General features: G+C 61.2%; 13 protein-coding genes and 1 pseudogene. 5 read left to right on the forward strand and 9 right to left on the reverse strand.

Annotation, left to right across the window (positions count from 1 at the left end):
- Positions 1 to 1,728, forward strand: coding sequence for an acetyl/propionyl/methylcrotonyl-CoA carboxylase subunit alpha (locus tag ACM6UT_RS12300; RefSeq protein ID WP_416797636.1), 1,728 nt, complete (start codon positions 1 to 3; stop codon positions 1,726 to 1,728).
- A 640-nt stretch (positions 1,729 to 2,368) separates the two neighbouring features.
- On the opposite strand, the gene ACM6UT_RS12305 is transcribed toward ACM6UT_RS12300, so the two are convergent.
- The 3 genes from ACM6UT_RS12305 to ACM6UT_RS12315 form a co-directional block, all read right to left on the reverse strand.
- Positions 2,369 to 3,133 carry a hypothetical protein gene (locus ACM6UT_RS12305; RefSeq protein WP_416797637.1) on the reverse strand — a complete coding sequence of 255 codons (765 nt, stop codon included), beginning with the start codon at positions 3,131 to 3,133 and terminating at the stop codon, positions 2,369 to 2,371.
- Positions 3,127 to 4,134 carry a hypothetical protein gene (locus ACM6UT_RS12310; protein WP_416797638.1) on the reverse strand — a complete coding sequence of 336 codons (1,008 nt, stop codon included), beginning with the start codon at positions 4,132 to 4,134 and terminating at the stop codon, positions 3,127 to 3,129. Before ACM6UT_RS12310 ends, ACM6UT_RS12305 begins: the two co-directional genes overlap by 7 nt.
- A gap of 315 nt (positions 4,135 to 4,449) precedes the next feature.
- Positions 4,450 to 4,755, reverse strand: coding sequence for a hypothetical protein (locus ACM6UT_RS12315; RefSeq protein ID WP_416797639.1), 306 nt, complete (start codon positions 4,753 to 4,755; stop codon positions 4,450 to 4,452).
- A 251-nt stretch (positions 4,756 to 5,006) separates the two neighbouring features.
- Between ACM6UT_RS12315 and ACM6UT_RS12320 the strand changes: the two genes are divergently transcribed.
- Positions 5,007 to 5,291, forward strand: coding sequence for a helix-turn-helix transcriptional regulator (locus tag ACM6UT_RS12320; protein WP_416797640.1), 285 nt, complete (start codon positions 5,007 to 5,009; stop codon positions 5,289 to 5,291).
- Positions 5,281 to 6,603, forward strand: a complete 1,323-nt coding sequence (locus ACM6UT_RS12325; RefSeq protein WP_416797641.1) for a type II toxin-antitoxin system HipA family toxin — start codon at positions 5,281 to 5,283, stop codon at positions 6,601 to 6,603. Before ACM6UT_RS12320 ends, ACM6UT_RS12325 begins: the two co-directional genes overlap by 11 nt.
- A gap of 57 nt (positions 6,604 to 6,660) precedes the next feature.
- Here ACM6UT_RS12325 and ACM6UT_RS12330 read toward each other — a convergent pair.
- From ACM6UT_RS12330 to ACM6UT_RS12350, 5 genes and pseudogenes are all read right to left on the reverse strand, one after another.
- Positions 6,661 to 6,879: pseudogene (locus tag ACM6UT_RS12330) on the reverse strand (HipA N-terminal domain-containing protein); the annotation flags it as partial.
- Positions 6,861 to 7,106: a type II toxin-antitoxin system Y4mF family antitoxin gene (locus ACM6UT_RS12335; RefSeq protein ID WP_416797642.1), complete on the reverse strand. Its 246-nt coding sequence runs from the start codon at positions 7,104 to 7,106 to the stop codon at positions 6,861 to 6,863. The gene ACM6UT_RS12335 and the pseudogene ACM6UT_RS12330, both read right to left, overlap by 19 nt.
- A gap of 500 nt (positions 7,107 to 7,606) precedes the next feature.
- Positions 7,607 to 8,695: a fascin domain-containing protein gene (locus ACM6UT_RS12340; RefSeq protein WP_416797643.1), complete on the reverse strand. Its 1,089-nt coding sequence runs from the start codon at positions 8,693 to 8,695 to the stop codon at positions 7,607 to 7,609.
- Between the two features lie 43 nt (positions 8,696 to 8,738).
- Positions 8,739 to 9,158, reverse strand: coding sequence for a hypothetical protein (locus tag ACM6UT_RS12345; protein ID WP_416797644.1), 420 nt, complete (start codon positions 9,156 to 9,158; stop codon positions 8,739 to 8,741).
- Between the two features lie 29 nt (positions 9,159 to 9,187).
- The gene (locus tag ACM6UT_RS12350; RefSeq protein ID WP_416797645.1) at positions 9,188 to 9,634 is read right to left on the reverse strand and encodes a cupin domain-containing protein; all 447 of its coding nucleotides are present in this window, start codon (positions 9,632 to 9,634) and stop codon (positions 9,188 to 9,190) included.
- Between the two features lie 101 nt (positions 9,635 to 9,735).
- Here ACM6UT_RS12350 and ACM6UT_RS12355 point away from each other — a divergent pair, with 101 nt between their 5' ends.
- Complete coding sequence (locus ACM6UT_RS12355; RefSeq protein WP_416797646.1) at positions 9,736 to 10,683, forward strand: LysR family transcriptional regulator; 948 nt, start codon at positions 9,736 to 9,738, stop codon at positions 10,681 to 10,683.
- 151 nt (positions 10,684 to 10,834) lie between these two features.
- On the opposite strand, the gene ACM6UT_RS12360 is transcribed toward ACM6UT_RS12355, so the two are convergent.
- Positions 10,835 to 11,305: an Lrp/AsnC family transcriptional regulator gene (locus tag ACM6UT_RS12360; RefSeq protein WP_416797647.1), complete on the reverse strand. Its 471-nt coding sequence runs from the start codon at positions 11,303 to 11,305 to the stop codon at positions 10,835 to 10,837.
- 127 nt (positions 11,306 to 11,432) lie between these two features.
- Here ACM6UT_RS12360 and alr point away from each other — a divergent pair, with 127 nt between their 5' ends.
- Entirely contained in the window at positions 11,433 to 12,563 is a 1,131-nt protein-coding gene (alr, locus tag ACM6UT_RS12365; protein ID WP_416797648.1) for an alanine racemase, read from the forward strand.
- Positions 12,564 to 12,578 lie beyond the last annotated feature (15 nt).

Raw genomic sequence — 12,578 nt, forward strand, 5'->3', positions numbered from 1 at the left:
GTGAGAAAAGTCCTGATCGCCAACCGCGGCGAGATCGCCGTGCGGATCATCCGCGCCTGTCGCGACTACGGCCTGCAATCGGTCGCCGTCTATGCCGATCCCGATATGGACGCGCTCTTCGTGCGGCTCGCCGACGAGGCCTACGGGCTTTCCGGCGTCCGTCCGGCGGAAACCTATCTCGACATCGAAAAACTGATCGCCGTCGCCCGCCGCTCCGGCGCCGATGCGGTCCATCCAGGTTACGGCTTTCTTTCGGAGCGTGCAGAGTTCGCGCGCGCCGTGATCGAGGCCGGCCTCACCTGGATCGGTCCCGACCCGCAGGTGATCGAGGCGCTCGGCGACAAGGTGGAGGCGCGGCGGATCGCAACAGGCGTCGGTGCACCGCTCGTCGCCGGCAGCGACGGGCCTGTCTCCTCGGCGGCGGAGGTGCTCGCCTTTGCCGAAGCGCACGGCCTGCCGGTCGCCATCAAGGCAGCCCATGGCGGCGGTGGCCGCGGCATGAAGGTTGCCTGGAAGATGGAGGAGATCCCCGAACTCTACGAATCCGCTGTTCGCGAGGCAACCGCCGCCTTCGGCCGCGGCGAATGCTTCCTCGAACGCTTCCTCGACCGCCCGCGCCACGTCGAGGCGCAGGTGATCGCTGACCGGCTCGGCAATGTTGTCGTGCTCGGAACCCGAGACTGCTCGCTGCAACGGCGCAACCAGAAGCTCGTCGAGGAGGCGCCGGCACCGTTCCTCACCGACGCCCAGCGGCAGACGATCCACGAGGCTTCCCGCAGGATCTGTGCCGCGGCCGGCTATTCCGGCGCCGGCACGGTCGAGTTCCTGCTCGGCGTCGACGGCACGATCTCCTTCCTCGAGGTGAACACCCGCCTGCAGGTCGAACATCCGGTGACCGAAGAGACGACCGGTCTCGACCTTGTGGTTGAACAGTTTCGCGTCGCCGAGGGCCTGCCGCTTCGCGTGACGGAAACGCCGGCGCCGCGCGGTCATGCGATCGAATTTCGCATCAATGCCGAGGATCCCGGCCGCGGCTTCCTGCCAACCCCCGGTCGCATCGGCGCCTTCGTGCCGCCGTCCGGCCCCGGCATTCGTCTCGACAGCGGCGTCGAGACCGGTTCCTCGATCCCCGGCGTGTTCGATTCGCTGGTGGCAAAGCTCATTGTTACCGGCGCGACACGCGAGGAGGCACTCAAACGTGCCTGCCGCGCGCTCGCCGAATTCCGGATTGAAGGGGTGACGACGGTGCTTCCCTTCCACCGTGCGGCCATCGAGGCGGCGGATTTCGTCGGTGAGGACGGCTTCAAGGTCCATACCCGCTGGATCGAGAACGAGTTCGCCGGGCGGCTGGAAGCCGAACCCCGGCCGGAACCGGTCGCCGAGCCCGCGCTCATACGCACTCACGTCGAGATCGACGGGCGGCGGCACGAACTTGCGCTTCCCGCGCTGCTCTTCCAGGGCCTTGCGGCTACGCCCGTCGCCGGAAACGTCCCTCAGGCCACGCCGGCCGCGGATCCGGCCGTCCTTTCGGCGCCGATCGCCGGGACGCTGCAGGCCTGGAAGGTCGGCGACGGCGACGAGGTGGAAAAGGGTGACCTCATCGCCGTGATGGAAGCGATGAAGATGGAGACCCAGGTGACGGCGACCCGCAGCGGCACCTTCCGGCTCATCGCAGGAACCGGCAGCTATCTGGAGGCGGGCGCCGCCCTCGGCCGCTACGAGGAGTAGAAGGCCGGCGGCGGTTTGGGCCGCCCACTCCGATCTGGTCCATCGCGGCAAACAGTTTGGTTCTTCGGCACGTCATTTCCGAGGTCGCTGATCGAATTGTACCAGGGCTCAGATCGAAGTCGCAATTGATCTGGGACCATAGCTCAGACATTTCAACATGATACGAATATATCCTACGCGCTCGGCAAGCGCCTTGGATCTCGAAAGCCGGTATCCGGTAAACGCCGGTCGACTCCATCGCCACGCTCGTGACGCCGCAGGATCTGAACCAGGCAGCCAGATCATGCAGATCGTGGGTGAAGGTGCCGCAAGAGCGTATCGGCATAAGATCGGTTCGTGATGTGCGATCCGGTTCCGGAAGATGAGCAGAGAGACGCGAGCGACGAACTTGGCGAACAGACCCGACAACGCGTCCATTACTTCCCGAGCTCGCCCAGGCTGTTGTTTGAAGATGAAAGATGTGCCCACGCCGGTCGGTGACAGCAGCGCATCTAGGATCGATCATGCTCCGTAAGCGACGCCCGGCGCTTGAAGCACCTCGCGAATGCCGGCGTCTTCGATTTCGGAGACATCCGCCCCATGGTTGCGCCAGGCGCTGGGTCCAGCAATGGCGGAGTAAAGCTGTAGATGGAGGTTCGGCTCATGCATCTGCCAGCTTATAAGCTGACCTGAGAAGGGCGATCGCCTCGTCACGGGTAAATGGTATGTTGAGAGCTTTCGGGTCGAGAGTTGCGTCGGCCTCAGCCAGATCAAGGAAGCGGCGCATGTCGTTGCGAATTTGATCGGGCAAAGTGATCGATGAATCGCTTCGCAGAAGCTGGGTCAGGCGCAGCACATCATTGCGGTGCTTCTTGATGTTTTTGCTGTCGATCTTCTCCCCGGCTTCGGCTCTCGCGGACAGATCGAGAAATGCCCGCGCTTTGAAGGGAATGAGGAGTGTTTCGTCGATGACAGTCACGCCCTCGATCGTGCGCTTCGCGGACTGCAACGCTTCATAATATCCATCGTCGAGCAGAATAGCCGAGAGGCTGATGATGTCTTCCTCAACCGGAATGGGGGTGAGTTCTGAATTTTCCGGAAGGTCGAGTGTGCCGGGCTTGCGGGAAAACAGCTCGATCATGAAGGGAAAGCCGTGGTCCGAAGGCTTGTGGAAGCGGTAGAATTCCTTATCGCCAGTGCTACGTTCGCGTGCCTGGTAGCCGCCAGATTCCAGAAATTCTTTGAAAGCTGTGCCGAAGGCGGCATCGACCACCTCAACGCAGAGCACCATGTCGATATCCTTGGTGGCCCTGAAATCGAGGCCAGCTTCATCGAACAGGAGGTCACAGGCCGCGCCACCGATGATAGCGTAGTGGTCCTCATAGCCTGCGAAGTGTTTCCGAAATTTATCGATGCCGGTTACCAAGTCAGGTTCTCCAAAAGCCGATCCGCAGCCATGGCGACACGCTCGTCGCGATGACCCCGGAATTGTGCGTACAAGGACAGGACGTCCACCATGTGGGTGTCGGACAAGGCGGCCGGATCGTAGGACCATGTCTCGATGATGCAGTTGGCTTCGTCGCGGTCGGTTTCGGCCAGGTTCGCAGTTTGCGAAATCGCTTTCCAGTCGCTGGCGGCGACGGCGAAAGTGTCGATACGAGGGCTAGCCAGTTCCGTTAGGTGGGATAGTGCCGTTTCCCCGGCCAACTTAAGGTGCGCGCCGGAGGCGTTTCCGCGCACGAATTTCAGAGATCGAACCGGACTGCGCAGAAGTGACGTGGCTTCCTCCAGGAGGTGTCGCCCTTCTGCCTTGAAGTGAATGCGTCTCTCTTTCCCGTGCCTGACGGTTTCAGCGAGGCCGGCGGCTTCCAGATCGTCGAATGCTCGGCCGATCGACATAGCCGAGTAATGTAGACGTTCAGCCAGGAGGGATGGCGTTGTCAGGTTCCGGTTGGGATGCAGGATGTGATGAAAAAGGACGGTTTGGGCGGCAGGGGACAGGTCGTCCGACTGCCGGTGGCGTGGGGCACGGAAATGCTCGCGAAGGTCGATTGCCAGGTCGGGTATGTAGAGCTGGTTGCCGGGAACAATAAAGGGGACACCTTGACCGATGAGCCGCGACCGGTTGTGCGCACTGATAGTCATGGTGGCGAAAGCCACCTTCGCATTGGTGGCATGACCGACGATGTCGATGTGTTTGGCGATGTCGGCGGGAGTGCCCGTGTCTCCGAGCCTGGCGACGATGATGTAATGCCGACCTAGGATGCGAGCTTCATAGAGGGTGTAGATTCGTCCGATAAAGGACGGCAAGCTGCGCGTGCCCTCGAACGGGCGAACGTCAATGCGCTCATGGAGCAGTTCTCCCAGATAGCGCTCCAGCGCTTCCGGAAACTGCGAATCGTTGATGTTGGCATCTCTTTTTAACATTGTCCCACACGCTAACATTGATAGCGTTATTGTGCAATCTTAATGTTATGGGAAGAGGCAGTTGCAAACGTCGAGTTTGGGCCGAGGTACGAGGGGTTCCCGTGTCGCAGTGCAAAAATACCCATAGTTCAGGCGGGGCGTGTAGGCGATTGTATGGACCTTGTCGTCCGGCAGCGGCCCCAATATCGTCAGGCGAAAACAAGACGGAATTGCCGACAACGCTCGCCGTGTTGTACGCGGTATTAAACGCCGCATAGTCGCGCAGACACGGCGCGGTATAGAAGACCTGACCCGGATAGCGTCCCTCCCAGTCAATCAGCAGCCGATGCTGGTCCGACACATCCCTGCGCATGAGCGAGATCTGAAAAAGTCAAGCGTCAGACCAGGGCACAGGCCATTGGCGAGCTCAAAGGCGCTGGCGCGCGTCATCAGCTTCGGTAGCTTGTACTGAAAGAATAGCGGAAACGCGGGGAAGCCGATCTGGACGTCATAGCCCAAGGTCGCCTCCTGCGCGAGGTTGGGAACGACCGACGCGCCGCTGGGGGGGGGCGTGGCCGAACCGCGGATCAGATTTTCCGTGAAGGCGTAGCTAAAAGAGAATTCCGTATACCCCGCCTTCATGGCGCCCCGAATTTCCTTATGCCGCAATCAACTAATGTGGCTACTGAAATTCGAATATGTACAAAATTCTGGTCATTAATCACCCCTACGACCAAATAAATGAACAAAACTTGATTTTGCCTTAAGCGCCATGGCATAATGTACAAAATTCTGGACGCGAGAAGGTCTCCTGTCCACTTAAATGAACAAAGCAAGGTATAGAAGTGCCCCGTCAAAGAAGCTACTCCAGAATCACGCACCAGGCGCTCGCCATGCTCGGCAAGCTGATCCGCGTCGGCCGCGCCGAGCGCGGACTGACCGCGCAGGAACTCGCAGATCGCGCCGGCATCAGCCGCACCACCCTGTCCAGCATCGAGAAAGGCGCACCCGGTCCTGAAATCGGCATCGTCTTCGAGGTTGCCTCCCTCGTCGGCGTGCGCCTGTTCGACTATGACGAGCGCACGCTTCAGCTGCACAATGCGCGCCTCGACGAAAAACTGACCCTGCTGCCCAAGAGCGTTCGCCACAGTGTAAGGGAGGTCGATGATGACTTCTAAGACGGATGCGACAGAAGCCTTTGTCTGGATGTGGCTGCCCGGGGCGACGGAACCGGTGGTGGCCGGCCGCCTCGACCAGGATGGCGAGCGCCTGCTCTTTACCTACGGCGCTAGCTACCGCCGTCGTAAGAGCGCTATTCCCATCTACGAGCCGGAGCTCCCCCTCCAGGAGGGCGTCATTGCGCCGATCAACGGTCTGACCATGGCCAGTTGCATTCGCGACGGCTCGCCGGACGCCTGGGGCCGCCGTGTCATCATCAACAGGCTGACGGGCAAGAAGCCCGACGCTGCTGGCGTGCCGGAGATCAGCGAGCTGATCTTCCTGCTCCAGTCGGGCTCCGACCGCATCGGCGCCCTCGATTTCCAGGCATCGGCCACAGAGTATATCCCTCGCCTGCCCGCACAGGCATCGCTCGATGAACTCCTCGAAGCGGCCGAACTCATCGAAAAGGGTGTCCCTCTTACTCCGGCGCTCGATCAAGCCCTTAATCACGCCACCTCGATCGGCGGCGCGCGCCCCAAGGCGCTGATTGAAGACGACACGAAGAAGTTCATCGCCAAATTCTCGGCCGCCAACGACACTTACAGCGTCGTGAAGGCCGAATTCATCGCGATGACGCTGGCATCTGCCTGCGGGCTCAACGCCGCGCCCGTGTCAATGACCCGTGCCGCCCACAAGGATGTGCTGCTGATAGAGCGCTTCGACCGCACGCACACAAAAGACGGTTGGACGCGCAAGGCCATGGTCTCGACCCTCACCATGCTCGGGCTCGATGAGATGATGGCCCGTTACGCTTCCTACGAAGACTTGGCCGAACTCATCCGCCACCGCTTCACGAACCCCAAGGACACGCTGAAGGAACTCTATGGGCGGATCTGCTTCAACGTGCTGTGCGGCAATACCGACGACCACGCCCGCAACCATGCTGCCTTCTGGGATGGCAAGATGCTCACGCTCACCCCCGCCTACGACATCTGCCCGCAAGCGCGCACAGGCAACGAAGCCACACAGGCGATGCTGATCAAGGGCGCTGGGCGCGCCAGCACCCTCGCCACATTGATTGCCGCCGCGCCGGATTATCACCTAAAGGAAACCGATGCCGCTGCCCTGATCGAACACCAGGTCACGACCATCGCCACGCGCTGGCAGGAGGTCTGCGACGAAGCAGATTTGAGCCCCGTCGAACGCAAACTGTTCGCCGGACGCCAGTTTCTCAACAGCTATGCCCTCGAAGGGCTTAATAACCACACGCCACTGCGAGACGCCTTCCAGACCGCGCGAAACACATTGATTGTCAGCGGAGGCGCCTGAAAATGACGGCGCCCACGCAGGGCAAAAGACGCGCATGGCCGGGAGCTCCTCTTCACGCCGCTGGCTTTCCTCGGGCAGGAGGTCGCCGACGAAGGGTCGGCATTCCCGACGTGAAAAGCGGTCCGATCGCTTCGGCAGCGAAGCGGAAAGCGGGAGTGTCTCACCGTCATCAAGCCAAGCCTGAGCATAGGCAAAGGCGATATCGCCATGCCTGTCCTGCGTGAATTGACCGACAAGGCGACCATCCCACCAGACATTCAGAACCTTGTCAGCCACGGTCTGCGCTCGCCAGGAGCTAGAATGTCGATGGAACACCCGAGCGTTTGGAGAACCTGCAGGACCGTCCCGATCTGCGCCGTTGGCTTGCCCCCTTCGAGACCGACGATGAACCGGAGCCCGACGCCGGCAACACCGGCAAGTTCGTCCTGCCGCAAGTGTTGCTCCTTACGTGCGCTTCGTACCAAAGTGCCGATATCGGCTGGAGTTCTTACCCTTTTTGCCATAATCGCTTTCCCGCTCAGGAAAATGTCAGCGCCTTGTCGGGGTCAATTTTCCCGATCGGTAAAATTGTTGATGCTGGATGTTGTCTGGCTGGATGTTGTCTGGCGGGATAAATTTCCCGATCGGGTAACTCTCGGTTACATCCTCACCGCTGCAGGCGTGTTTAGGAATCGCTGCTCACGGGACGGAGGTTGGAACTGATTGGAACGCTCGCCCAATCGAGAAACCTGAACCCGCAGGTCACACCAGCGGATTCTCCTCAGGGTTCTCATCGCATCCCGGATGACGCGTGTTGCGCTTCCGTTTCAGCCGGCTGAGGGTGACACGGACCTGGCGCGAGCATGCAGCTACGCCTGTAATGCCGGTCGAGGTGGTGCTGCCAACGCGAGCGACACCGCCGCCCTTCGGCGCATAGGGTTTGACTTGCGGCCGTGAATGACAAAGAAGACCGTCGCCGAAGCCGCCCAAGCCTGCCGTCGCATCCGGGAAGTCGTGGTGGATGTCACCGCGGCTCCACGCAGACGTAATGACCGGTGACGAAGGTCCTGAGCGCAAACTTGCCGCCGGCAAGGGGTTCGATATGGAACTTCTCCCAGGGTCCGATGGTGGTGCGATTTGCGTTGCACTCGCGCCCGCCTCCCGATTCGGCAGTCAGCAGGTGCCCGTTGGCCGTCAGAAAACTCGCTGTCCCGTCGCCATGCTTGATCAAACCCCAGCGCTCCCACGCTCCCACCTCCGGGCGGTTCGCGTAGACACCCTTTCCGCCCCCATCGACGGCAGAGAAATGCCCCATGTGCGACATCAGCGAAACTTCGCTGCTGTCACGGCAGGTTCCGATCTCGAACGCTTCCCATTCGCCGACCTGGTTGCGGTTTGCGACCACGGGGCCGAAGGTATTGGGGTCTGGCTCGCCATCGAGCACAAGGCCCAGTGCCGCGCCAATTGCAAGGCCGAGCGGCGTTCCGATCGAGACCGCATTGGCGATCGCCGCCAAGGGCGCAAACTGCAGCGCGGTCGCAAGCGCCGGTGACTTCGAGATGGCCGCGACGAGCCAGGCGGTGATGGTTACCCCGGCGACGCCGATCCTTGCGCTGTCGGCGAGAAGTTCAAACCGGCCACCCATCAGGCGGGGATGAACGAGGATCCCCTGGACGCCGACGACACCATTGATCTCCACGCCATTGTTGCCGCCCAGTCGATCCACAAAGTTGATGTAGACGATGGAGGCGAAGAGGGCGCCGGCAATCACCGGAGCCGCGACGCCGGCTGCAGCAAGGAGCGGTCCCCCTCCTTCGATGAGAACCTGGCTCAGCTTCGCCGTCTGGTCGTGATCGAGGATCAGCGTCCACACCGGACCCTTCATCTTGAACTCGCCGGCCGACGGTCCCTCCCGCACGATCTCGTGGATGGCCTTGTAGGTTTCGGGATCGGCCAGAAAGTGGTCGATATCGAATGCGCCGCCATGCAGCAGCAGCCCTCTTTGCGACCGATCGAGATCGGGAACACGATCCTCGACGCGCCCGATCGGCCGACCGCGATTGCCGCGGCCTTCAACCTGTCCTTCGACAGCCCCTATGGGTCGGAGAACCATTTGTCCCTCCATCGTTCAACAGGATATCTCATCGCACGTCATGTCAGGCGGATTGCACAAGGCCTTGCTCGACCGTCGTCCGTTCAGGCACTTCCGCCGTTTTCCGACTGCGGAAGACCACGACCGCAAACAGAAGCATCGATGCAAGGGTGAGAACCGAACCGGTCTTGGCCAACAGTTCGCCTGCGCCCGAGAGCGCCATGGCAATGCCCGGAACGATCAGCACCACCCCGGCGGTGGCCACGGCGAAATGCACCTTCGCGAGCACGTGTTCGCCGGCCCGGGGAACGAGGTGGTAATAGATGCCGAAGAGCGCCAGCGTCACCCAACCGACGAGATTGAGGTGGGCGTGGGCTGCCGCCAGCCTGTGATCGCCGGTCGCCGCCATGACGATGCCCCAGACCATTCCGAGCGTCACGTAGATGACCCCCGTCATGAAGAACCAGAAGGAGATGCCACGCATGTCCGTTGCTCCTGTTCGCGATGGTAGGGTCAGGCCGTGCCAAGCGGCGGCCCGGTGAATGTCAGCCCGAAACGTGCACCGATCGCGGCGACCTGATCCATGTCTTCGGGGATACGGCAATTGTGTTCGGCCATTTCAGCAAAGAAGCCTTCGAAGCCGCCGGGGGTCATGATGGTCAGCATTCGGGCCGGCAGGTCGCCGACCACTCGAAATGCGTGTTCCGTTCCGCGCGGAACGAAGACGACGCTGCCCGGACCTTCCAGTCGTCTTTGGCCATTCATCCAGAACTCCACTTCGCCGGACTGGATGTGGAAGGTCTCGTCCTCGCGATTGTGGATGTGGCGGGGAGGGCCATAACCCGGCTGATCGAGGCTTTCGAATATTCCGACGCGCGCCTGCGTCTGCGCCGCCGTCAGGGAGATCCTGTAGCTCGTGCCGAGCCACTCAACGCTGTAGGGTACCGAACGCGCAACCATCGAAGCCTCCCGCCATCGTGTCATCGTGATCGATGCGGGAGAGCGTGCCAGATCGGAATCTATAATTGAAATCGATAGTTGTTATAGAATAAATTCGTTTAATGAATTTATCGAGCTTCGACCTTAATCTTCTGCGGGTGCTCGATGCCTTGTTGCATGAGCAATCCACCGTGAAGGCCGGCGAACGCATCGGCCTTTCGCAGCCGGCCGTCTCCTCCGCGCTCGGCCGTCTTCGGCACGCCCTGAACGATCCGCTTTTCGTGCGCGAGGGGCAGCGCCTCGTGCCGACGAAATACGCAAGAAGTCTCGAATTCCCCCTCCGTCACATCCTGGAGGATGTCGAAACGCTCCTTGCCGGGCCTGGCAGCTTTGATCCGGCGAAAGCCGAGCAGAGCTTCAAGATCTCCGGCTCTGACTTCTTCGCGGAAATGCTGATGCCCTCGCTTGCGAACGCGCTCTCGCAACTGGCGCCGAAGATCCAGGTGCAACTCGTCGATCTGGTACCCGACAATTATGTCGGGACACTCGAGAGGCATGGCATCGACCTCGCCCTTGTGCCGAAGATCGACTTCCCGACCTGGACCGACAATGCACCGGCCTTCCGCTCCCGCTTCGTGATGATTGCGCGGATAGGGCATCCTAGGCTGGCACGCGCGGAGGTCCGGCAAGGCGAGATCGTGCCGATCGACCTCTTCTGCGATCTCGGCCACGTGGTGTTCTCGCCCGAAGGCAAACTCAGGGCCATGGGCGATGCCGCACTTGCCCGGATCGGGCGGGAGCGGCGCGTCGTGATGACCATGCCGGTCTTCGGAGGCGTCGTTAATGCGGTCGCGGGAAGCGACCTCGTCGCGCTCTTGCCGGAACAACTCGCGCGCAAGATGGCTCCCCGACTGGGCCTTGCCATCTACACGCCACCCATGCCGATCAATCCGGTTCTGATCTGCATGATCTGGCACAGGCGCAACACCAATCACCCGACCCACCGCTGGCTGCGGGACCTGGTTCTGGAGCTTCTCGCGCCGCTGAACGACGGTGAAGGACAGGCATAGACCAGCGCTTGACAAAGGCGACGACCTGCCCGTTGTCGAGTTTATGAATGTGCCGTGACCGGCGAGATCACAATCTCAAGCCTGCGGGCGGTCTCCGGCCGCGACCCGCAGCCTCCATGATGACGCATTGCGGGTGATGAGACAGAGATCGCTAGCTTGACGGCCTGGATCTTGTCCGCGTTGCCAGGACATTGCGGATCGCAAAGCTCGAATGGATCCTGAGTACGCCGGGAAGCTTGGACAGGATTTCCTTGTGGATGCGTTCAAATTCGCCGGCATTGTCGACCTCGACCCGTAGCAGGTAGTCCGATCCGCCGGTCATCAGGAAACATTCGCGGATCTCCGGATGCTTGCGCACCGCCGCCTCGAAGCGGTCGAGATGATCTTCAGTCTGCCGTTCGAGCGTGATGTTGATGATCACGGCGATCGTCGCATCGCTGTTTCCCGCATCCACCAGCGCCGTATAGCCGCGGATGACACCGCCCTTTTCCATGAGCTTGATCCGCCTGAGACAGGCGGATTGGGAAAGGCCAACTTCGGCCGCCACGCTTGCATTGCTCATCCGCGCATCAAGCCTCAGCAGGCGCAGGATATTTCGGTCGATTGCGTCGAGGGCAGCCATCGCAGATTATTCCAAAAATTGATTATTTCCTTCAATAGCGAGCAAATGGCACAATAATCAAGCACTCTTTCGTCGGCAATTTTACGATCATTTCACTAGGCTTCCGCGATCAACAGGGGGGGTCGAAATGGACGGCGTATTGCGAAAGACGACCAGCTGCCAAGCTGATGCCGCAGGCCCATCGGGCATTCTGTCCATCGATCTCGCAGCACTGGCGCGCAATTACGAGCGGCTGTCCGGCGACCTTGCTCCGGCAAAGGCAGCGGCTGTCGTCAAGGCGGATGCCTATGGGCTTGGCGCGGACCGTGTCGCTCGGAGATTGTATGCGCATGGTTGCCGCTATTTCTTCGTCGCACAGTTCACAGAAGCCTTGGCCTTGCGGCCACGTCTGTCTGCCGATGCCGCGGTCTTCGTCCTGAACGGGCTGCAGCCCGGCAATGAACAGGCATGCGCGAGGGGCGGCATCATCCCGGTCATCAATTCGTTGGAGCAATGGCGGCGCTGGGCGGCTGTGGCAAAGGAAGTCGGCCGCCGATTGCCCGCCGTGCTACAGTTCGACACTGGCATGTCGCGCCTTGGCCTGGCGCCCGAAGACCGGCCGGTGCTTGCCGAACTGTTGAAGACTGAAAACGGCATCGATGTACTTTTCGTCATGAGCCACCTCGCCTCCGCCGACGATCCCGACAGCGTCCAGAATGGAGACCAGCAGGCGGAGATGGAATGCATCGCGGCCGAATTTCCGCAATTCCCGGTCAGTTTTGCCAATTCTGGCGGCATCTTCCTCGGCAAAACCTTTCACGGAATCCTCGCCCGCCCCGGCATCGCGCTCTATGGCAGCGCTCCGACGAGTGGCGCCGAAAATCCCATGGAGCCGGTTGTTCGCCTCGATGTCGCCGTGGTGCAGGTGCGCACTGTACCTGCCGGAACACGGGTCGGTTATAGCGCAACCCATGTGACGACGGGCGAAACGCGGCTTGCAACGATTGCTGCCGGCTATGCCGACGGCCTGCCGCGCAGCCTCGGCGGCCGCGGGGCCGTCTATTGCGACGGCGTGCGCCTGCCAATCGTCGGACGCGTCTCGATGGACAGCATCATCGTCGACGTCTCCACTCTGCCGGAAGATCGCCTGCGCCTTGGCAGTCTCGTGGAAGTGCTCGGGCCCAATCAGACGCTCGAAGACATCGCGCGCGACGCCGGCACCATTTCCTATGAAATTCTGACCGGCCTCGGCCAGCGCTACGAGCGGCAATACCGCTAGACCTTTTCTACTCCC

This window comes from Ciceribacter azotifigens (assembly GCF_048159625.1).
Classification (GTDB): domain Bacteria; phylum Pseudomonadota; class Alphaproteobacteria; order Rhizobiales; family Rhizobiaceae; genus Allorhizobium; species Allorhizobium azotifigens.